This window comes from Rhodopseudomonas palustris (assembly GCF_007005445.1).
Lineage (GTDB): Bacteria > Pseudomonadota > Alphaproteobacteria > Rhizobiales > Xanthobacteraceae > Rhodopseudomonas > Rhodopseudomonas palustris_G.
This window is the reverse complement of sequence record NZ_CP041387.1, coordinates 914,725-936,822: the sequence shown is the minus strand read 5'-3', so window position 1 is coordinate 936,822 and position 22,098 is coordinate 914,725. Positions and strand designations below refer to the sequence as shown.

Annotated in this window: 16 protein-coding genes; 9 read left to right on the top strand and 7 right to left on the bottom strand. The window is 65.3% G+C overall.

Translation table 11 applies throughout. The annotated features are described in order from the left end of the window. Positions 1-17: 17 nt before the first annotated feature. The 4 genes from FLL57_RS04295 to FLL57_RS04280 all read right to left on the bottom strand — a co-directional run bounded on the left by FLL57_RS04295 (position 18) and on the right by FLL57_RS04280 (position 8,832). Entirely contained in the window at positions 18-2,828 is a 2,811-nt protein-coding gene (locus tag FLL57_RS04295; RefSeq protein ID WP_142882210.1) for a hybrid sensor histidine kinase/response regulator, read from the bottom strand. Positions 2,829-3,010: 182 nt separating this feature from the next. Continuing rightward, on the bottom strand, positions 3,011-5,161 hold the full coding sequence (locus FLL57_RS04290; protein WP_142882228.1) for a methyl-accepting chemotaxis protein: 2,151 nt from the start codon (positions 5,159-5,161) through the stop codon (positions 3,011-3,013). A gap of 638 nt (positions 5,162-5,799) precedes the next feature. Beyond that, positions 5,800-6,303: a response regulator gene (locus FLL57_RS04285; protein ID WP_013503516.1), complete on the bottom strand. Its 504-nt coding sequence runs from the start codon at positions 6,301-6,303 to the stop codon at positions 5,800-5,802. Between the two features lie 174 nt (positions 6,304-6,477). Then, positions 6,478-8,832 (bottom strand): phosphoketolase family protein, encoded by a 2,355-nt coding sequence (locus FLL57_RS04280; protein WP_142882227.1) that lies wholly within the window; start codon positions 8,830-8,832, stop codon positions 6,478-6,480. A 392-nt stretch (positions 8,833-9,224) separates the two neighbouring features. On the opposite strand from FLL57_RS04280, the gene FLL57_RS04275 reads away from it, so the two are divergent. Further along, the gene (locus tag FLL57_RS04275; protein WP_047307333.1) at positions 9,225-9,875 is read left to right on the top strand and encodes a BON domain-containing protein; all 651 of its coding nucleotides are present in this window, start codon (positions 9,225-9,227) and stop codon (positions 9,873-9,875) included. Positions 9,876-9,920: 45 nt separating this feature from the next. Here the strand turns inward: FLL57_RS04275 and FLL57_RS04270 are convergent, their stop codons facing one another. Both FLL57_RS04270 and FLL57_RS04265 read right to left on the bottom strand, forming a co-directional pair. Further along, entirely contained in the window at positions 9,921-11,360 is a 1,440-nt protein-coding gene (locus FLL57_RS04270) for a serine/threonine protein kinase (protein ID WP_142882226.1), read from the bottom strand. Between the two features lie 3 nt (positions 11,361-11,363). Beyond that, entirely contained in the window at positions 11,364-12,104 is a 741-nt protein-coding gene (locus tag FLL57_RS04265; protein ID WP_013503520.1) for a metallophosphoesterase family protein, read from the bottom strand. A 221-nt stretch (positions 12,105-12,325) separates the two neighbouring features. On the opposite strand from FLL57_RS04265, the gene FLL57_RS04260 reads away from it, so the two are divergent. The 7 genes from FLL57_RS04260 to FLL57_RS04230 all read left to right on the top strand — a co-directional run bounded on the left by FLL57_RS04260 (position 12,326) and on the right by FLL57_RS04230 (position 18,842). Beyond that, the gene (locus FLL57_RS04260) at positions 12,326-12,754 is read left to right on the top strand and encodes a hypothetical protein (protein ID WP_013503521.1); all 429 of its coding nucleotides are present in this window, start codon (positions 12,326-12,328) and stop codon (positions 12,752-12,754) included. 157 nt (positions 12,755-12,911) lie between these two features. Further along, a complete protein-coding gene (gene bchE / locus FLL57_RS04255) occupies positions 12,912-14,609 on the top strand; it encodes a magnesium-protoporphyrin IX monomethyl ester anaerobic oxidative cyclase (protein WP_013503522.1) in 1,698 nt (565 codons plus the stop codon). After that, positions 14,581-15,291: a bacteriochlorophyll 4-vinyl reductase gene (gene bchJ, locus FLL57_RS04250; protein ID WP_142882225.1), complete on the top strand. Its 711-nt coding sequence runs from the start codon at positions 14,581-14,583 to the stop codon at positions 15,289-15,291. The genes bchE and bchJ overlap by 29 nt, the downstream gene beginning before the upstream one ends. Positions 15,292-15,319: 28 nt before the next feature. Further along, the gene (hemN, locus tag FLL57_RS04245) at positions 15,320-16,669 is read left to right on the top strand and encodes an oxygen-independent coproporphyrinogen III oxidase (protein ID WP_013503524.1); all 1,350 of its coding nucleotides are present in this window, start codon (positions 15,320-15,322) and stop codon (positions 16,667-16,669) included. A gap of 251 nt (positions 16,670-16,920) precedes the next feature. Beyond that, positions 16,921-17,223, top strand: a complete 303-nt coding sequence (locus tag FLL57_RS04240) for a preprotein translocase subunit YajC (RefSeq protein WP_142882224.1) — start codon at positions 16,921-16,923, stop codon at positions 17,221-17,223. A 134-nt stretch (positions 17,224-17,357) separates the two neighbouring features. Then, positions 17,358-17,900, top strand: a complete 543-nt coding sequence (locus FLL57_RS04235; protein ID WP_142882223.1) for a VOC family protein — start codon at positions 17,358-17,360, stop codon at positions 17,898-17,900. Between the two features lie 279 nt (positions 17,901-18,179). Next, positions 18,180-18,842 carry a hypothetical protein gene (locus FLL57_RS04230; RefSeq protein ID WP_142882222.1) on the top strand — a complete coding sequence of 221 codons (663 nt, stop codon included), beginning with the start codon at positions 18,180-18,182 and terminating at the stop codon, positions 18,840-18,842. A 20-nt stretch (positions 18,843-18,862) separates the two neighbouring features. Here the strand turns inward: FLL57_RS04230 and FLL57_RS04225 are convergent, their stop codons facing one another. Then, complete coding sequence (locus FLL57_RS04225; RefSeq protein WP_013503528.1) at positions 18,863-19,138, bottom strand: metal-sensitive transcriptional regulator; 276 nt, start codon at positions 19,136-19,138, stop codon at positions 18,863-18,865. 51 nt (positions 19,139-19,189) lie between these two features. Between FLL57_RS04225 and FLL57_RS04220 the strand changes: the two genes are divergently transcribed. Next, positions 19,190-22,084 carry a heavy metal translocating P-type ATPase gene (locus FLL57_RS04220; RefSeq protein ID WP_142884162.1) on the top strand — a complete coding sequence of 965 codons (2,895 nt, stop codon included), beginning with the start codon at positions 19,190-19,192 and terminating at the stop codon, positions 22,082-22,084. The last annotated feature ends 14 nt before the right edge of the window (positions 22,085-22,098 follow it).

Here is a 22,098-nt window from a genome sequence, read left to right as displayed (position 1 = left end):
GTCCTTCCTGGTCTCGCTCATGCCGCCTGCTCCAGCACTTCCGGCACCGCATGCACCGTGGTCTGCTCCTTCAGCGCCGCGATCAGGCCCGGACGGTCGAACTTGGCGATGTAGTCGGTAAGACCGGCCTGACGTCCGCGTTCGATCGCACCCGGCGACACCAGCGAGCTCAGCGCGATCACCGGCAGGTTCGACATCTTGGTGTCGGCGCGGATCGCCTCGGCGAACTCGAAGCCGTTCATCTCCGGCATCTCGATGTCGGTCAGGATCACGTCGAACTGCGCGCCCGAGCGCAGCACCGCAAGACCCTCGACCGCCGAGGTCGCGACCCGCACCTTGTAGCCCGCCGCCTTCAGCACCGGACCCAGCATGTTGCGGAAGAACGCACTGTCGTCGACCAAGAGCACCGAGCGGGTGGTCATCGTCTGCCGCATCTCCTTGCGCGCCAGCCAGTCGGAGAACGCCATGGGGAGGAAGTGCGCGACGTCGATCACTTCGGTCGCCTGGCCCTTGATCACCGCAGAGCCGAGAATACCCTCGCGGCTGGAACCGACCTGGATGTGCAGATGCTCCTCGACGATGTCGACGATCTCGTCGACCACCAGGCCCATCGACCGGTCCTCGTCGGCGAACACCAGGATCGGCTGCACCCCGCTGGAGGCCACCTCGACGCCTTCCATCAGCACCAAAGGCATCAACTGGTCGCGGTACTGCACCATGTAGCGGCCGTTCGACATCTCGATCTTGTCGGAGGCGATCTCTTCCAGACGCGTCACCAGCGACAGCGGCACCGCCTTCGGCTGGCTCGAGCCGGCGCGGAACACCAGCAGCGAGGTGAGCTGTTCGGCCGAGGCGTTGCGGCTCGCCGCCGCCTGGTCGGAGATGTCGTGCTGCGCCGACACCGCGGTGCCGAGCGCCTGCGCAATGCCATTGGGATCGACGATCATGATCACCGCGCCGTCGCCCAGGATGGTGTTGCCCGAGAACATCCCGATGTGACGCAGCTTGGTCGACATCGGCTTGACCACGATTTCTTCGGTGTGGAACACGCCGTCCACCACGATGCCGAAGGTCTGGCTGCCGACCTGCGTCACCACGATGAAGCCGTTCTCCGGCTCGCTGTTGGTGCCCTCGTCGATGCCGAGCAGCTTCTTCAGATGGATCAGCGGCAGCAGCTTGTCGCGCAACCTGAGAACCGGGGTGTCCTTGATCCGCTCGATGCGGTGCTCGGAGTTGGCCCGCGCCCGCACCAGTTCGACCACCGCGAGCTGCGGGATCGCAAACCGGTCGCCGCCGGCTTCCACGATCAGCGCCGAGACGATCGCAAGCGTCAGCGGGATCTTGATGGTGATCGCCGAGCCTTCGCCCGCGACCGACTTCACCTCGATCGTGCCGCCGATCTGGTCGATATTGGTGCGCACCACGTCCATGCCCACCCCGCGGCCGGACACCGAGGTGACGGCGGCGGCGGTCGAGAACCCCGGCGCGAAGATGAACTTGTGGATCTGCGCCTCGGTCATCTTCTCGAGTTCGACCTCGGTGACCAGACCGTTGGCCAAGGCCTTGGCCTTGATCCGCTCGGTGTCGAGCCCGCGACCGTTGTCGGCGATGCAGATCACGATGTGGCCGCCCTCGTGATAGGCGCTCAATCGGATCGTGCCCTGCTCGGGCTTGCCGTTCCGGACCCGCTCCTCCGGCCGCTCCAGGCCGTGGTCGGCGGAGTTGCGCACCATGTGGGTGAGCGGATCCTTGATCAGGTCGAGCACCTGGCGGTCGAGCTCGGTGTCGGCGCCGTGCATCTCCAGCTCGATCTGCTTGCCGAGTTCGCCCGCCAGATCGCGCACGATCCGCGGCAGCTTCTGCCAGGCGTTGCCGATCGGCTGCATCCGGGTCTTCATCACCCCGTCCTGCAGCTCGGCCGTCACCGTCGACAGCCGCTGCAGCGGCACCTTGAACTCGTTGTCCTCGTGGCGGCGGCTGATCTCCAGAAGCTGGTTGCGGGTCAGCACCAGCTCCGACACCATCGTCATCAGATGTTCGAGGGTATCGACGTTGACGCGGATCGACTGGTTGGCGACCCCGCCGCCCCCGCCGCCTTCGGCAGCGCCCTCGCCGTCGCCGCCGGACTTCTTGGCCGCCGGCTTGGCGGCCTTCGGCTTGGCGGCCGGCTTCGGCTCGGGCTGCGCGGCCTCGACGACGGCCGGAGCCTCGCTCACGGCCGGCTGCAGCGGCGGCGCCTCGACTTCGATCGCGGTCTCGCGGAAGGCCCGCTCCAGCTCGTCCAGCGACACCTCGCCCGGCCGCAGCGGACGCTCCAGCGTCTGCGCCACCAGCGTGCCCTCGGTGGCCGCATCCGCCACCGCCTCAGTCGCCGGCGCTTCGGCCTCCATGACCTCTACGTCCGCAACCACCTCCGGCACAGCGCCGCCGAGCTCGGCCGCGATCTCCTCCGCCGTCCGCATCGACAGCCGCTCCAGCTCACCGATCAGGTCGCCGTCCTCGCCCTCGGGCTCGGCCTGGGTCGCCTCGAGCTGCGTGAGAATGTCCTTGATCCGGTCGATCGTGGTCAGGATCAGCGTCACCGCCTCACCCGTCACCGGCATCCCGTCCCGGAATTTGCCCATCAACGTCTCGGCCGCATGCGCAAGCGCTTCCAGCCGCGGCAACCCCAGAAAACCGCAGGTCCCCTTGATGGTGTGAACAAGACGGAAAATATTGTCCAATATCTTCGCGTTGTTCGGCTCCTGCTCGAAACGGACCAACTGGTTGTCGACCGTGTCCAGGCTCTCGAAAGTCTCCGTCAAAAACTCACGAAGAAGATCGTCCATACGCGTTACGCCTCTTGCCTGAACTTCCGGTGGCCGCAAAGTCGCGGTCATCCGCTCCGGAAGCGGAATTTATGTCCATTGCCAGCCATATCCGGCCGTCGCCTACGCTCTCGTTAATTTTGCGGCACGTAGGAGTACGAAGTCGGCAGCGCGCCCCCGTATCGGAGCGAAGCCGACATCGCTCAGGCTGCCCGGACCGTGTCGAGGAAACGACTGACTTCGGCCTTCAACCGGTTACTGTCCTGGGACAATGCCCGCGCCGCCGACAGCACCTGCGAAGCCGCCGAGCCGGTCTCCGCCGCCCCCTGCTGCACGCTGGCGACGTTCGAACTCACCTCCATCGTGCCGTGCGCAGCCTGCTGAACGTTCCGGGCGATTTCCTGGGTCGCGGCGCCCTGCTGCTCGACCGCTGACGCGACCGTGGAGGCGATCTCCGCCATCCGGTCGATGGTGACGCCGATCTGCCGGATCGCAGCGACCGACTCCTCGGTCCCGGCCTGGATGCCGGCGATCTGCTGACTGATATCGCCGGTCGCCTTCGCGGTCTGCTCGGCGAGCGCCTTCACTTCCTGCGCGACCACCGCGAAGCCGCGTCCGGCCTCGCCGGCCCGCGCCGCCTCGATCGTCGCATTGAGGGCCAGCAGGTTGGTCTGGCCGGCGATGTTGTTGATCAGTTCGACCACCGCACCGATCCGCGCCGCGGCCTCCGACAGTTCGCCGACCCGATCATTGGTGTGCCGCGCCTGGCTGACGGACTCGACCGCGATCCGTGCCGACTCCTGCACCTGGCGGCTGATCTCGCTGACCGAGGACGACATCTGCTCGGTCGCCGACGCCACCGACTGCACGTTGGAGGCGGCCTGCTCGGACGCCGCGGCCACGGCAACCGTCAGCCCCTGCGACCGCTCCGCCGTCGAAGTCAGCGTGCCGGCCGAGGCTTCGAGTTCGGTCGACGCCGACGATACGGTCTCGATGATCTCGCCGACGGCGGCTTCGAACTCGTTCGCCAGCCGCTGCATGTCGAACTTGCGCTGCAGCGCCATCCTGCCAGCGGCATCCTTCTCTTCCTCGCGGGTGAAGTAGAGCTGGTTCTGCATCGCCTGGATGTTGCGCAGCGCGACCCCGATTTCGTCGTCGCGATCGATGACGATGCGGCTGTCGAACTTGTTGTGGGCGATATTGGACATCGCGGCGTTCAGCCGGCCGATCGGCACCGTGATCGCGCGCATCGTGAAGCGGCCGTTCAGGATACCGAGCAGCAGCCCGAGCGTCAGCAGGGCCAGCGAGATCGCCCACAGCATGGCATACTGAATCTGACCGGCCTCGTACTCGGCCTTCGCCACCCGCGTCTGGATCACCACCAGCCCGTCGAGGTCGGCCTTGGCGAGGTCGTAGAGTTGCTTTCCTTTTCCGGTCACCAGCGCGCTGAGCTCGTCGATTTTGCCTTCCCGCAGCAATTGCAGGCCGGGACGGGTCGCCTGCTCGCCATAGGCGCGACGGCGCTCGACGAACGAGTCCGCCAGCCGCCGCTCCTCCGGGCTCAAATCCGCGGCGAGATAATCGGCGATGGTCTTGAGCAGGGTCTTGGAGTTGGCCTCGATCCGCTGGGTCAGATCCGGCACCTGCTGTCCGGCCTTGGCGAGCAGCGCGGCGCCGCTCAGCGCCATCGCGTTGTCGAGCATCCGATCGTTGATGACGTAGAGCTGTTCCAGCGGCACGACGCGGTGGCCGAACATCGTGCTCAGCCGCAGGTTGGCGTCGCGGGTCGACCACAGTCCGACCGCGCCGACGGCTATCAACAGCACCGCCTGCACCGTCACCAGCGTGGTCAGCCGCGCCTTCAGCGTCCGCGTGAAGACGGAAAACTTGTCCAGCCACGACCGCCGGCGGATGATGCCGTCGTCGATCTTGTAGCCGTGGGCTTTGTTGGCCGCGAGCAGCGCGTAGACGCGCTCCGCCTCCGCGCGCTGATCGGCCGGCAGCTTGGTCCGCACCGACATGTAGCCGGTCACCTCGCCGTTCTCCCACAGCGGCGTGGCGCTGGCGAGCACCCAATAGAAGCCGCCGTTCTTACGCCGGTTCTTCACCGCGCCGACCCAGGGCCGTCCGGCCTTCAGCGTGTCCCACAGGTTCTGGAACGCTTCGGCCGGCATGTCGGGATGACGCACGATGTTGTGCGGCTGCCCCATCAATTCCTGTTCGCTGAAACCGGACGCCGCGACGAACTGTTCGTTGAAATAGGTCAGCTTGCCTTTGACGTCGGTCTTCGAAACGATCAACGTGCCATCTTCGAGTACGTACTCGTCGCTGGTGACGGGCAAGTTCTTGCGCATTTCAGACTCCAAACAGCTCCGAGCCGGTGGGCTCGCCTGACGTGATCGTATTTGTTCGATTTCGCAGCCATACCGAGACCGGGCGCAGGCTGCTTCGTTGCAGGTCATCCGGCCGATGCCGGGCTTCGGGAGCACGACGACCGCTGCTCGGGCGCGGTGCTACAATCGACGCGTGAACCTTTCGGAAAGCGACAGCCCCGCTTTGCCTCGCTGGCGTTCAGGCCAATTTCAGACATTCGCCGCCACGGCGAAACATCCTCCGGTCGGCTACTCGAGCACCAACGGAATCCTCACCGGGATTCGACTTTAGAATGATAATCAACATTCAATATCTCCAAGGTACGCCACTCGCCGACGCTCCACCGGATCGCACCGAGGAAACGGAAGTACGCACGCTGCCCAAGGGATGGGTCGTTACTTGGGAAGATTCCGAGGATAGAAAGCCAAATCTATCCTATTCGTAAAACTGTCTGAAAAACCGCGTGATTTGCCGATTTTGGGCGAGAAGTTCGCTATCGGGGCGACGCAATCAGTGAAGCGCGATCGTGAATCGAGTAAACGGTCAGACTTAAGTCGAAAGACGACGTTTGAGGGTCGCGCACCGCAATTCAGACGGCGCACGGATGCACGCCGCAGCTTCAGCTATTGCGTTCGAACCGGGGGCCGCGCACCTCGCCCCAGGAATGCACGATCGGCAACCCGGCCACGGTGCTGCGCAGATTGGCGAGCGAGATGCGGAGTGCGGCGAGATCGATCGGCTTGGGGAAACTCTGCAACAGTTCCATGCCGAGCGACTTGGCGAGATCGCGCGAAGCGCGGCGATGCTGCGAGTTCATACCGCTGATCACGATCATCGGCCCTTCGTATTTCGCCGCCGCCATCGCCCGCATCACGTCGGCACCATCGCCGTCGTCGAGCTTCAGATCGAGCGTGACGCAGTCGAAATGCTTGTCGCGGATCAGCGCGATACCCTCGGCGCAGGTCGCCGCATGAGTGACTGCGTAGCCGGCCTTTTCGGCTGCGCCGGCGATCAGCATGCGCTGCACCAGGTCATCGTCGACCACCAGCAGGTCGAGCAGCCCGAGCACGCGGTCGGCGTTTGGTCCGGCTTGCGCCAGATCGGTCCGTTCTTCGCTGCGCATCGCTCGGCTCCCCGTCAATCGGCCGCCGAGCAGTATCGAGGTTCGTGCAACCAGAGGTTAATTCGATCGCACACCGCGCCGCCGAACGCGCAGTCGGATGCGCAGGTGGTTGACGCGGCGTTGACCGAACCGGCGCAATTGTTCGGATCGCGCCGGCCCTCGGTCGCGACCGGATCAGATCGACCAGCGCCAGTCGCGAACCTCCGGCAGATCGTCGCCGTGCTCGCCGATATACAGCTTGTGCCGCTGCATCGTCGCCCAGTAGCGCGACGTCGCGGCGTCGCGCTGGCCGGCGAGCCGGGGGATGCGCAGGATCGCGTCGAGCGCCAGCCGATAACGATCGAGATCGTTCAGCACCACCATGTCGAACGGCGTGGTGGTGGTGCCCTCCTCCTTGTAGCCGCGGACATGGATGTTGACGTGGTTGCGGCGGCGGTAGGTCAGCCGGTGGATCAGCCAGGGATAGCCGTGGAAGGCGAAGATCACCGGCTTGTCGGTGGTGAACAGTTCGTCGAAGCGGCGATCGTCCATGCCGTGCGGATGTTCGGAGCTCGGCTGCAGCACCATCAGGTCGACGACGTTGACGACCCGGATGCGGATATCGGGGACGTATTCGCGCAGCAGCATCACGGCCGCGAGCGTCTCGACCGTCGGCACGTCGCCGGCGCAGGCCATCACCACGTCGGGATCGCCATCGTCGTTGCTGGCCCATTTCCAGATGCCGGCGCCGGCGGTGCAGTGACGCACAGCGGCGTCGATATCGAGCCACTGCCACTCCGGCTGCTTGCCGGCCACGATCAGGTTGACGTAGTTGCGGCTGCGCAGGCAGTGGTCGGCCACCGACAGCAGGCAGTTCGCGTCCGGCGGCAGATAGATCCGCACCACGTTCGACTTCTTGTTGGCGACGTGATCGATGAAGCCGGGATCCTGGTGGGAAAAGCCGTTGTGGTCCTGGCGCCAGACGTGCGAGGTCAGCAGATAGTTTAGCGACGCGATCGGCTTCCGCCACGGAATCGTGGCGCACGCCTTCAGCCACTTGGCGTGCTGGTTGAACATCGAATCGACGATGTGGATGAACGCCTCGTAGCACGAGAAGAAACCGTGGCGGCCGGTCAGCAGATAGCCTTCGAGCCAGCCCTGGCACAGATGCTCGCTGAGCACTTCCATCACCCGACCGTCGGGGCCGAGATCGACATCGACGTCCTCGATCGCCGCCATCCACTCCTTCGGCGAGACTTGCAGCACCGCATCCAGCCGGTTCGACGCTGTCTCGTCAGGGCCGAACAGCCGGAAATTCTGGCTGTCGAGGCTGTTCTTCATCACGTCGCGCAGGAAGCTGCCGAGCACCCGCGTCGCCTCGGCCTTCAGCGCGCCGGGCGCCGCAACCGTCACCGCGTAGTCGTGGAAATCCGGCAGCGACAAAGGCTCCAGGAGTTCGCCGCCATTGGCGTGCGGGTTGGCACTCATGCGGCGGCGGCCGGTCGGCGCCAGCGCCTGCAATTCGTCGCGCAACTTGCCGGTTTCGTCGAACAGCTCCTCGGGGCGATAGCTGCGCATCCAGTCTTCGAGCTGCGTCAGATGCTCGGCGGTCTTGAAATCTGCGATCGGCACCTGATGGGCCCGCCAGGTGCCCTCCACCGGCTTGCCGTCGACCTGCTTGGGTCCGGTCCAGCCCTTCGGCGTCCGCAGCACGATCATCGGCCAGCGCGGCCGCTCGGTGGCGCCGTGATTGCGGGCCTTGTCCTGAATCGCCTTGATGTCGCCGAGTACGCGTTCCAGCGTCGCGGCCAGCGTCTGGTGGACAAGCACCGGATCGTCGCCTTCGACGAAGTGCGGCTCGTAGCCGTAGCCTCGCATCAGATCGGTCAGTTCCTGCGGCGTGATCCGCGCCAGCACCGTCGGATTGGCGATCTTGTAGCCGTTCAGATGCAGGATCGGCAGCACCGCGCCGTCGCGGGCGGGATTGAGAAACTTGTTGGAATGCCAGCTCGTCGCCAGCGCGCCGGTCTCCGCCTCGCCGTCGCCGACCACGCAGGCGACGATCAGATTCGGATTGTCGAACGCGGCGCCATAGGCGTGCGCCAGCGAGTAGCCGAGTTCGCCGCCTTCGTGGATCGAGCCGGGCGTTTCCGGCGAAACGTGACTCGGCACGCCGTGCGGCCATGAAAACTGTCGGAACAGTCGCTGCATGCCGTTGCGGCTGCGCTCGATCGCCGGATAGCGCTCGGTGTAGGTGCCTTCCAGATAGGCGTGCGCGACCAGACCCGGCCCGCCGTGGCCGGGACCGATGATGTAGATCATGTCGAGATCGTGCTCGGTGATCAGCCTGTTGAGATGCACGTAGAGCAGATTGAGGCCGGGCGTGGTGCCCCAATGTCCAAGCAGGCGCGGCTTGATGTGTTCGAGCTGCAGCTTCTGGTCGAGCAGCGGATTGTCCTGAAGATAGATCTGTCCGACCGACAGGTAGTTCGAAGCGCGCCAATAGGCGTCCATCTTCTGCAACAATTCGTGGGACAACACGTCGGACATCATCATCTCCAGGTTAGAGGCAGAGTGGGCTGCTCGTGCATAGGAGCAGCCCTTCGCACCGCAGGCGAAAGTCGTATCGACGCCGGAACGACGTATTGCGAAACCGCGGCGCCACTCGTATCGGCTGCGGTACAGTGTCAGCTTTGCGTGACATAGTCATGCGCGAACGCCACGCAATGCGACCAATCATGCAGCAGCGGCGACGGCGTTCCTCGCATCGCGCATGTGAGGTGCGCATCTGCATCAATGACAGTGCTGCGACGGACGAACCGGCACGATGTTTGATGCGGATCAATCGCGACGGTGCAATCTTCTTGATTCTGATCAATGTGTTTGCAGCGCGACCAACGAAGATGCCGCGCGTCAACGTAGCGGTACTCCTGAGGCCACGAATGTCCGAGTCCCAGCTTCGTCAAAACATCCTTGACGAGTTCGAGTTCGATCCGAGCTTCAACAGCGGCCACATCAAGGTTGCTGTCGAGAACGACAACGTCATCCTCAGCGGTCACGTGATCTGCTACGCCGAAAAGGTCGCGGCGATCGCGGCGACGCGGCGCGTCAAGGGCGTTCACGCGATCACCGATCACATCGAGGTCCGCTATCCGTTCAATCGCACCGCCGACGATCAGATCGCGCAGCGCGCCTGCGATCTGCTGGATTGGAACGTGCTGGTTCCCGCAAGCTCGGTGGACGTGCAGGTCGAGAACGGCTGGCTGACGCTGACTGGTACGGTCGACTGGCACTTCGAGCGCGCCGCGGCGGAGGACGACGTCCGCAAGCTCGCCGGGGTGACCGGCGTCACCAACAACATCGTCATCAACAATCCGCTCGCCGATCATTCCTGCATCCGGGCAAAGATCGAGTCGGCGCTGCGCCGCCACGCCGAGATCGACTCCAAGAGCATCCGCGTCACGGTGAAGAACGGCAACATCGTGATCCTGGAAGGCCGTGTCGATACCTGGGACGAGCGCCGCGCCGCGCAAAACGCCGCATGGTCGACACCCGGCGTAGCAGCGGTCGATGACCGGCTGATGATCAACTGATCCAGGCTTCCCGCACCTGCCGGTGCCGGCCCGCCCGATGCGGGGTCACGCGTCCTGCGCCGCCTGCCGCGGCGCGCTCCGCGGCGGCGCGACCTGGGCTTCACGCACGATCGTCACGGTGCAGACCGCTTCGCCCGCGACCTTGGCCGAGACGCTGCCGAGCAGTGAACGCAACACCGAGCTGCGCCGTGCGCCGATCAGGATGTGATCGACGCGGCTGGCCTGTGCGAATTCGAGAATCGCCGTCGCCGGATCGACCGCCTCGAGCACGTGGACGGTCAGACGATCGTCCTCGAGCTTCAGCGGTTCCGCCCAATGCCTGAGTTGCACCAGGCGATCGACGTGCTTGTTGTGGCCGTGCTCGTCCAGGGTGCGGTCGATGGTCATGCGTCCAAGCTTGAGCACGTTGAGACATGCCAGTCGTGCCGAAGGCAGCGTGGCGAGAATCCTCGACGCCGTGGTGCGCAGCGCCTCGTTCAGCGCCGCCGAGCCTTCGGCCAGGTCAATCGCCACCGCCACGATCGGCGCCGAAGCCAGATGCGCCGCCATCGTCTCGGCTGCCCGCGACCGCGTCAGTTCCTTGTTGAAGCGGCGGCGCAGCACGGTGCGCAGCGGATCGTGCTTCAGCTTCTCCGAGCGCGTGGTCAGCTTCACCTCGGCCGGATGGGTGAGATCGAACACGAGCTGCGCCGCGGTCGGGTAGCGCCACGCCGGCTCGATCTCCAGGCAGCGCAGCACGATCTCCTGCAGCCACGGCGGATAGTCGGGCCGCAGCTTGCGCGGCGGCTGCGGATCGCGCCACAGCCGGCGGCGCATGCCGTACATCGTCTCGGTTTCGCCGAACGGCCGCACCCCGGTGGTGAAGAAATACAGCAGCACGCCGAGTGCAAACAGATCGCTGCGCGGCTCGTCACGCACGCCGAGCAGCCGCTCCGGCGCCATGTAGGGCGCGGTGCCGAACGGCAGCCGGAATTCCTCCTGCATCAGGTCGGGTAGCTGATCGCTGCACGCCAGTCCCATGTCGAGCAGCACCGCCTCGCCGGTGGGGCGGAACATGATGTTGCTGGGCTTGATGTCGTGATGGATGACGTGCTGACGATGCAGGTCGGCGATCGCGGCAGCGATCCTGGCCGCGATCGCGACGGCCTCGTCGTCACCGAGCGGCAGCTCCGGCAGGCGCGCGAGCAGCGGCTCGCCGGCGATCCGTTCCATCACGATATAGGGCTGGGTGGAGAAGTCCTGCATCGACACGAATTTCGGGACGTGCGGCCCCGACAGCCGCGGCATCAGCATCTGCTCCATCTCGAAGCTAACGATCGCGGCGGGATCCTCGCCCTCGCCGAGCCGGGGGATCTTCATCACCATCGGCATCGGATCGTCGTCGCGGCGCACCTTGAACAGGGTCGCCATGCCGCCGCGATGGATCGCCTCCTCGATGATGAAGCCGTCGAGCGTCGATCCGGGCTCCAACACGGCCTGGTCCATCGCCTAGCGCCCCACCAGCAAGCGGTCGGCCAGCCACAGCGGCAGGCCGTTGTCGCGAATCCGCCGCGCCGCTTCGCCGGCGTCGTACGGCACCCGGCAATAGGTCAGCTCGTGCTTGACGGTGTCGTACAACGCGTAGGCCGCGGCCGGATTGCCGTCGCGCGGCTGCCCCACCGAACCGAGCACCGCGTGCCACTGCCGCCCCGGCAACAGATGCACCGGAACGTCGGCCGTTGGCACGAAGGTGGTCATCTTGCCGGTGACAGACAGCGAATACAGCGCCGGCTTGTGGACGTGACCGCAGAAGGTGACGTGAGCCGAAACCGCCTGCATGCTGCGCGACGCGACCGAGGTGTCCGTGACGTAGATCCAGGCCTCCGGCCGGGTCGCTTCCGAATGCACGAACAGCAGGCTGTGCTCCTCGTGGCGCATCGGCAGATCGGCCAGAAACTTGCGCTGCGCCGAATCGAGCTGGCCGCGCGTCCATTCGATCGCGGCCTCCGCTTCGGCGTTCATCTGCAGTTTCGGATTGCCGATCGCGGCATCGTGATTGCCGAGCACCGCGATTGCGCCGTCCGCCACCAGGTCGCGCACCGTGCTCACGCTCCAGTCCGGATCGGCGCCGTAGCCGACATAGTCGCCGAGCAGGACGATGCGCTCGGCGCCGTGCGCGCGGGCGTCGGCAAGGCATGCGGTGAACGCCGGCCGATTGGCGTGAATGTCGGCGAAAAGCCCCAGCAGCACCGCGCCCCCTCCTGCTCCCTGTACCGCCCCGGCAAGGGCGGTTTCCGATCGTCGCTCCGGCGCCGTCGCGTTTTCATCCCGGACGAAAATTCACTCGGCCCGGCCGAAGTTTACGGCCTGTCTTTGATCGATCGCAACCGCGTTGCACTCCTTGATCCAGCGCAATGGGGCGCGCGTGCTTGTATGAGTATATCGCCCCGCAAGTTGCGTTGGAGGCGCTCATGACCGCACCCGGCAAGCCGACACAAAACGCGCCCGTGACCGAAGCCGTCGCCGACGTCGTCAGAGAGTGGGAAGAGATTGCAGGAAGTCCGAGCGAACTCGAAGCCTTCGGCCGGGCGATGGCCAACATGGTCAAGGATCTCGGCCTGTCGCCCTCCGAAGTCCGCGCTCTCGCAACCAAGGGCACCAGCGCCAAGGAACTACCCTGCCTGCTCGAAGCGCTGCGCATCAGCATCCGCGCGCTCGCGGAGAAGGAGCCGATGCTACTGAACGACCTGCGGCGCAACTGCGCGATATGCGATCACAAGCAGGAGTGCGATGCCGATATCGCGGCCGGTACGCTGGTCCCCAGCTATCAGCGCTACTGCTTGAACGTCGATACGCTGGATGCTCTCAGCCACGACACCAACTTCGTAGCGGAGTCGTGAATCCTTCCGATCTGCGCGGCGATCCTCGCCGCGACTTCTCAGCGGCGAGACGCAGACGGCGTCTCGCCTAGTACCAAAGCACCATTCGTTTGATCTGCGTCAACAATCGTTGACATTGCGTATGTCATCGTTTCTTGACAATCATGGGAGAAAGTCAGTGCGCATCCTTCTCATTCACCCGAATTATCATTCCGGTGGCGCGGAGATCGCCGGCCACTGGCCGCCGGCATGGGCCCCCTATCTGGCGGGCGCGCTGAAAGCGAACGGCTTCACCGACATCAAGTTCGTCGATGCGATGACCGAAGAGATCTCCAGTGAAGGTCTCGCCAAGATCATCTCCGACTATCAGCCCGACCTGGTCGGCGCCACCTCGATCACTCCCTCGATCTACGCGGCCGAAGAGGCGCTGAAGGTCGCCAAGCAGATCAACCCGAAGATCGTCACCATGCTGGGCGGCGTGCACGCCACCTTCATGTATCAGCAGGTGCTGAGCGAAGCGCCGTGGGTCGATGTCATCGTCCGCGGCGAAGGCGAAGAGATCGTCGTCGAGCTGGCGCGTGCCGTTGCCTCGGGCAACTGGCCGGCCAATCGCTCCGAGATCAAGGGTCTCGCCTACACCGAAGGCTCCAACGGCGAGAGCCAGATCGTCGCCACGCCGGCCGCGCCGACCGTCAAGGATCTCGACGCGATCAAGCCGGACTGGGGCGTCCTCGACTGGACCCTGTATCGCTACATTCCGATGAACACCCGCGTTGCGATCCCCAACATGGCGCGCGGCTGCCCGTTCACCTGCTCGTTCTGCTCGCAGTGGAAGTTCTGGCGCGACTACCGCGTCCGCGACCCGAAGAAGGTGGTCGACGAGATCCAGGAACTGGTCGAGAAGTACGACGTCGGCTTCTTCATCCTGGCGGACGAAGAGCCCACCATCAACCGCAAAAAGTTCATCCAGTTCTGCGAAGAGCTGATCGCCCGCGGCCTGAACAAGAAGGTGCAGTGGGGCATCAACACCCGCGTCACCGACATCCTGCGCGACGAACAGCTCCTGAAGTTCTACAACGAAGCTGGCCTGATGCACGTCTCGCTCGGCACCGAGGCCGCGGCGCAGCTCAAGCTCGACCTGTTCAACAAGGAAACCAAGATCGCCGACAACAAGAAGGCGATCCGTCTGCTCCGCGAAGCCGGAATCGTGACCGAGGCGCAGTTCATCGTCGGCCTCGACAGCGAAACCCCGGAGACGCTGGAAGAGACCTATCGGATGGCGATGGACTGGAAGCCGGACCTCGCCAACTGGTCGATGTACACCCCCTGGCCGTTCACGCCGCTGTTCAAGGAATTGAGCGACAAGGTCGAGGTGTTCGACTTCGCCAAGTACAATTTCGTCACCCCGATCGTGAAGCCGGCGGCGATGGAACGCGGCGAACTGCTCGACCGGGTGATGAACAACTATCGCCGGTTCTACATGTACAAGGCGTTCTTCTCGTATCCCTGGTCGGGCAGCGGCCGACGCCGGCGCTATCTGCTGGGCTGCCTGAAGGCGTTCCTGAAGGCCGGCTTCGAGCGCAAGTTCTACGATCTCGGCCGGGTCGGCTATTGGGGTCCGCAATCGAAGAAGAAGGTCGACTTCCAGTTCGACACCACCCGCAAGATCTCGCACGCGCAGATGGCGGACTGGGAAGCCAACGCCGACCGCTCCCGCAAGGCGGCCGCATCGCAGATGGCCATCGTCTCGGCCTGCGGCGGCGGCACCGAGCAGATGGAGGAGAGCGAGGCGGACGCCAAGGCAGCGCTCGCCAAGTCCGTAACCAGCCGCATGGCGGAAAACACCCATGACGCAGGTTCGGTCACCCGCCACTGACGTGGGAGCGCATGCGGCGGCGTCCGAGATCGGACCCAATGCCGTCATCCAACTGATCCACGCACTCGAAGCGGCCGGTCTCCAACCGGCCGCGAAGGAGATCTTCTCCGAGGCGGCGGCGAGCGACTGGCTCGCCGAGCCGCCGTCGGCGATGGTCGACGAGCGCCCGGTGGCTGCGATCCACCAGGCGGTGCGCCGCGTGCTGCCGCAGCCGCAGGCCGCGGCGATCCTCGCCGACGCGGGGCTGCGCACCGGTGACTACATCCTTGCCCATCGCATTCCGAAGCTGGCCCAGGCCGTGTTGAAAATCATGCCGGCCTCGATTGCCGCCAGGATGCTGACCAAGGCGATCACGGCACATGCCTGGACCTTTGCGGGTTCCGGCAGATTCACTGCCAGCGTGGGAAAAACGGTGACGTTCGAAATCGCCGCCAATCCGTTGTGTGCCGGGGAACACGCCGATCACCACGTCTGCGTCTGGCACGCCTCCGTATTTCAACGGCTATTCCAGGTTCTGGTGTCGCCTTATACACGAGTGACCGAAACGGCCTGCGGGGCGAAGGGCAACGAATGCTGTCGCTTCGTGGCGGATTGGACCTCGATTCCGGACGCCGCCAATATTTACGCCAGCCGACGATCCAAGCCGATCGCAGGTCAGTCAGAAACCCTTTCCGCGCGTTGATCCGCGGGCGATGAAAGAGATCACGACGATGTCGTCTGCCCTCGACAAATACGCCAAGAGCTCGGTGCCGCGCTACACCAGCTATCCGACCGCGCCGCACTTCGCCAAGGACTTCCCGGAGTCGATCTATCGCGGCTGGCTCGCCCAGCTCGACACCGACGAGCCGATCTCGCTGTATCTACACGTGCCGTTCTGCAAGCAGATGTGCTGGTACTGCGGCTGCAACATGAAGCTGGCGGCGAAATACGATCCGGTCGCCGACTACGTCGAGAGCCTAATCGACGAGATCAATCTGGTCGCCGACGCCCTGCCCGGCACGATGCCGGTGCGCCACCTGCATTTCGGCGGCGGCACCCCGACGGTGATCGATCCGCAGGATCTCGGCGCCGTGATGACGCTGCTGCGCGAGCGGTTCGAGTTTCTGCCCGACGCCGAAGTGGCGATCGAGAGCGATCCGCGCACCCTGACCGCCGGCATGGCCGCCAAGATCGGCGAGCTCGGCTTCACCCGCGCCAGCTTCGGGGTGCAGGAGTTCGACCCGAAGGTGCAGGAAGCGATCAACCGCATCCAGCCGCCCGAGATGGTCGCCCGCGCGATGCAGCAGTTCAAGTCGGCCGGTGTCGAGCGGATCAACTTCGACCTGATCTACGGCCTGCCCTATCAGACTGCCGAGGATCTGCGCCGCACCGTCGAGCAGTGCGTCGAGATGCGGCCGGATCGGGTGGCGCTGTTTGGCTACGCGCACGTGCCGTGGGTCGCCAAGAACCAGCGAATGATCCCCGACGATTCGCTGCCGAAGCCGGAGCTGCGCGCGACCCAGGCCGACGCCGCCGCGGAGGCGCTGGTGAAGGGCGGCTACGTGCGGATCGGCATCGATCATTTCGCGCTGCCGGGCGACACGCTTGCGATCGCCGCCAAGACCGGTGAACTGCACCGGAACTTCCAGGGCTACACGGCGGACGCCGCCCAAACCCTGATCGGCCTTGGTTCGACCTCGATCGGCCGCACCCCGAGCGGCTACGTGCAGAATATCAGCGAAACCGGCGCATGGGCGCGCGCGGTTGCCGCCGGCCAGTTGCCGGTGCATCGCGGCCATGCGCTGACCCAGCAAGACAATCTCCGCGCGCATGTGATCGAACGGATCATGTGCGACGGCAAGGTCGATCTCGCCGCCGCAGGCAAGGCGTTCGGCTACGCCGAAGACTGGTACGCGCCGGAGCAGGATTCGCTCGCAGAGCTGCAGCGCGACGGCGCGGTGGTGTGCAACGGCAGCAAGCTGACGCTGACCCCGGAAGGCGTCCGGCTGTCACGGGTCGTTGCGTCGGTGTTCGACACCTATCTGCGCAACTCCTCGGTCCGGCATTCGATCGCCGTCTGACGGCGGCACCGCTCACGCTTCAAGACAGCGCGCGCTTCGGCGCGCGTTCGTCGTTTTGATGCAGCTCAATTGCAATTCCGCTTTCGGGTGGATTATTACCGCTGACGGTAATGGAGCAGGCATCAGTATCCTTACGGAGCTGCAACTTTAACGGAAAATACCACATCTAGCAGCCTAATCGCCGCGTGGTTCTTCCGTGCGGGTCGGCAACGTCGCAGCCCTCCACGATCGGACCAATCGAGGTACGTGCAATGGCCCACAAGCTCAAAGTCACCGAAGACATGGTTGCCAAGGCCGCCGCCGCATTCCGCGCCGCCAACGGCAGCGAACTGTTCTGCCTCCGTGCCGCGCTGGAAGCCGCACTCGCCAACCAGACCTTCTCGGTCGGCGACGAAGTCACCACCCAGGGCGGCGCGACCGGCATCATCCTGTCGATCAACGGCGACGAGGCTCAGATCTCCTGGTCATGCCGCGGCAAGACCACCACCAAGCTGTCCCAGCTCGAGCACATCGAACACGACCAGTCGGTGCTGATGGAACAGAGCGCCGCCTGATCGGCCCGCCCGTCCGCGACCTCGCCGGCCGGCGCGAAGCTCGCGCCGGGGCTGCTGGTTGATCCACGTCAACCTCCCGAGAGGCCGGTTTGATCCAATGCGGATCAAACGCACCAAACAATCGGGAGGACACCATGCAGATCCAGCAGATTCATCACGTCGCCTATCGCTGCCGTGACGCCAAGGAAACCGTCGCGTTCTACGGCCGGGTGATGGGCATGGAGCTGATCGGTGCCATCGCCGAGGACAAGGTGCCGTCGACCAAGGCGCCCGATCCCTACATGCACGTCTTTCTCGACGCCGGCGCTGGCAACATCCTGGCGTTCTTCGAGCTGCCGAACTCGCCGCCGATGGGCCGCGATCCGAACACGCCGGACTGGGTGCAGCACATCGCGTTTCAGGTCGGCGACCTCGACGCGCTGATGGCGGCCAAGCAGCGCGCCGAGGCCGAGGGGCTCGACGTCGTCGGCCCGACCGATCACACGATCTTCAAATCGATCTACTTCCGCGACCCGAACGGACACCGGCTCGAGGTCGCAGTCTGGACCGCGACGCCGGAACAGCTCTCGCAAATGAAGAACGTCGCCCACGCCATGGTCGACGAATGGGCGGTGACCAGGAAGCCGCCGCGCCATACCGCTTGGCTGCACCAGAAGGAATTCGCCGAAGCTGACTAGCGCGTTGTCGGACGAAGGATTCACTTCGCTTGAAGGCGTGGCACCACAACCCGGCGTCGGAAGCGAAGGCCGAGGCAGTTAGGACGATGACACCGGCGCAGCCGAGCACTTCTGCGACTATTGCCCGGCCAGGCGGTCGCAGTCGGCTCAATGTCGAGCTTCATGTAAGTTAAATTGCAAGTGCATTCGTCCCGCAACGCCCGCCGCGCGGCTTGACAAACAGCCCCAGCCCCTGCGGAATCCCCAGCGATAGGCCGCTACTCGAGCCGCGGGACGGGCATGACCGGACTACACCAGCTCGGAGTGCTTCAGCTCGCGATCCTGATCGGGATCGCGGCGCCGGCGACACGCGCCCAGGCGCAGTGGTGGCCGAACAGAGAGCCGGTCGACTACGAAGACTGTGTCGCCAAGGGCGAGGCGAAGGCCGACAGCAGCGAGGCCAGGACGGCGCTGGCGGCGCAGTGCGATGCCCGATTCGCCGGCCGACGCAAACCCGGCGGCGGCTACACTTACTTCGATTTCATGCAGAACCGCAGCTTCGACCTCGCCGGACCGAATCCGACCGCGGATGAACTGCGCAAGATCGACGAGGAATACACCGCGTTCCTCGACCAGCGCCGTCGGCAGATGATCGCGGCGGCCTTCGCCGCCAAGCAGCAGCAGATCGCAGCGCTTCAGCAGCAACAGCGACAGACCCTGGAGCCGCCGCCGCCCTTGCCCAGACCCCGGCCGGTCGTGGAGGAACGCCGCGCCGCGGTCGACAAGCAACGACCGCGCCCCGAGAAAAAGCGCGCCGAGCGCAAACGCATGCCGGAGACGCCGCGCTACGCCTGCAGCAGCAATGATCCGGTGTCGTGCGGCCTGACGCATCTGTCGGACGGCTTCACTGCGGTGAAGGCTTCGCTGTTCGGCACCCCGACCACCACCGCACCACGACGCTGAGCACTTGCACCGCCGCCGCCTCAGCGGTCGGAGCGACGGATCACCTCCATCAACTCCGCAATCTTCTGGCGCTGATCGTTCTTGTCACCGCTCGTGATCGCGTGCTCGACGCAATGCGCGACGTGATCTTTCAGAACCTCTTCCTCCACCCGCCGCAGCGCGGCGCGGACCGCCGAAATCTGGGTGACGATATCGATGCAGTAGCGCCCCTCCTCCATCATCTTGGAGATACCGCGCACCTGTCCCTCGATCCGCCCCAGCCGCTTTTGACACGACGCCTTGATGTCCTTGTGCATGTCGGATATATACCCCTACACGGTATGGGTTACAAGCGCCAGGGTGACGCGATGCGCGACGGCGAGCATGCGGGGCACGACGCCCCTGTCAAGAACCAGGATTGCTGCGGATCGGCGGGCGCAAGCGCGCCGGCGACCTCGTCCTGTTGCGGCGGCGGCACGAGTCGCTCGTCCACCGCTACGGCGACGGCGATCGACCCGGTTTGCGGCATGAGCGTCGACCCGGCGACCGCGCAGCATCGGTTTGATCACGACGGCAAGACCTATTACTTCTGCTGCGGCGGCTGCCGCGAAAAATTCGCGGCCGATCCGGCGGGCGTCCTCGCCAAGGCCGCGACTCCGTTCACGCTGCCGCCGAAGCCGGCTCCGAAGCTGCATCAACTGACGGAGCTGCCGGCGACATCCTCATGCTGCGGCGGTGGCGACCAAGCGCCCACCAAGGCGATCGATCCGGTCTGCGGCATGCGTGTCGACGTCGCGACCAGCAAGCACAGCTTAGATCACGACGGCACCACCTATCACTTCTGCTGCGGCGGCTGCCGCACCAAGTTCGCCGCCGATCCCCAGCGCTATCTCGCCAAGGCTGCCGCATCGTCGTGCTGCGGGGGCGCGCATGATCACGCCGGTCTTTCTCACGGCGCGGCCGTCGACGACGGCAAGGTGATCGACCCGGTGTGCGGGATGAAAGTCGATCCTGCCACCAGCAAGCACCGCTTCGCCTACAAGGGCACGACCTATCACTTCTGCCGCGAAGGCTGCCAAACCAAGTTCGCCGCCGATCCGGTGTCGTATCTGGACAAGAGCAAGGCCAAGCCGGAGCCGGCGATGCCGGAAGGCACCATCTACACCTGCCCGATGGATCCGCAAATCCGCCAGGTCGGACCGGGCACCTGTCCGATCTGCGGGATGGCGCTTGAGCCCGAACTGGTATCGCTCGACGACGCGCCCAATCCCGAACTGATCGACATGACGCGGCGGTTCTGGATCGGCCTTGTGCTGGCGCTGCCGGCGGTGGTGCTGGAGATGGGCGGCCATCTGGTCGGCGGCCACGGCCTGATCGACCCGGCGCTGTCGAACTGGATACAGCTCGTGTCGGCGACGCCGGTGGTGCTGTGGGCCGGCTGGCCGTTCTTCGTGCGCGGCTGGCAATCGGTGGTGACGCGCAACCTCAACATGTTCACGCTGGTCGCAATGGGCACCGGCGTCGCCTACATCTACAGCTTGATTGCGACGATCGCGCCGCAACTGTTCCCGGCGGCGTTCCGGGGTCACGGCGGCACGGTGCCGGTGTACTTCGAGGCCGCGGCGGTCATCACCGTGCTGGTGGCGCTCGGGCAGGTTCTGGAACTGCGCGCCCGCGAAGCCACCTCCGGCGCCATCAAGGCGCTGCTCGGCCTGGCGCCGAAGACCGCCCGCAAGATCGCCCCCGACGGCAGCGAGCACGAGGTCGAGATCGATAGTCTCACCGTCGGCGACAGGCTGCGTGTGCGTCCCGGCGAGAAGGTACCGGTCGACGGCACTATCGTCGAAGGCCGCGGCACGCTGGATGAATCGCTGGTGACCGGCGAGTCGATGCCGGTGAGCCGCGAAACCGGCGGCAAGGTGGTGGCCGGCACGCTGAACCAATCCGGCGGCTTCGTGATGCGCGCCGATCAGGTCGGCCGCGACACAATGCTGGCGCGCATCGTGCAAATGGTGGCGCAGGCGCAACGCTCGCGCGCGCCGATCCAGCGTATCGCCGATCTCGTCGCCGGCTGGTTCGTGCCTGCGGTGGTGCTGGCCGCGCTGATCGCGTTCGCCGCCTGGGCGACGTTCGGCCCCGAACCGCGGCTGACCTTCGCGCTGGTCGCCGCCGTCAGCGTGCTGATCATCGCCTGCCCGTGCGCGCTCGGCCTCGCCACGCCGATGTCGATCATGGTCGGCGTCGGCCGCGGCGCGCAGGCCGGTGTGCTGATCCGCAATGCCGAAGCACTGGAGCGACTGGAGAAGGTCGACACCCTGGTGATCGACAAGACCGGCACGCTCACCGAAGGCAGGCCGAGCGTGGTGGCGATCATCACGGCCAACGGCACGGACGAGACCGAGCTTCTTCGGCTCGCCGCAAGCGTCGAGCGCGCCAGTGAGCATCCGCTCGCAGACGCCATCGTCCGCGCCGCCAAGAAGCGCGGTCTCGATCTCGCCGACGTCGCCGATTTCGACGCGCCGAGCGGCAAGGGTGCCGCCGGTCGGGTCGCAGGCCGGACCGTGGTGATCGGCAATCCGGCCTATCTGGCGTCGATCGGCGTCGACACCGACACGCTCGCGGCCAAGACCGACGAGCTGCGCAGCGACGGAGACACCGTGGTTCACGTCGCGATCGACGGCCGCCTCGCCGGCCTGTTTGCGATCGCCGACGCGGTGAAGGCGTCGACACCTGACGCGCTGACGGCGCTCGCCGCCGACGGCATCAAGGTGATCATGCTGACCGGCGACAATCAGGTCACCGCGAGGGCGGTGGCGCGAAAGCTCGGCATCGCCGATGTCGAAGCCGAAGTGCTTCCCGATCAGAAGAGCGCCGTAGTCGACAAGCTGCGCCGGCAAGGACGCGTGGTCGCGATGGCCGGCGACGGCGTCAACGACGCCCCCGCGCTCGCCGCCGCCGATGTCGGCATCGCGATGGGAACCGGCACCGACGTCGCCATGGAGAGCGCCGGCGTCACGCTGCTCGAGGGAGATCTCGGCGGCATCGTCCGCGCCCGCAAATTGTCGCAGGCGACCATGCGCAACATCCGGCAGAATCTGTTCTTCGCCTTCGTGTACAATGCCGCGGGCATTCCGATCGCGGCCGGCATCCTGTATCCGAGCCTCGGGTTGTTACTGTCACCGATCATCGCCGCCGCTGCGATGTCGCTGTCGTCGGTGAGCGTGATCGGCAATGCGCTTCGCTTGCGCAGAGCCGTGCTGTGAGATGTCCGGGTTGC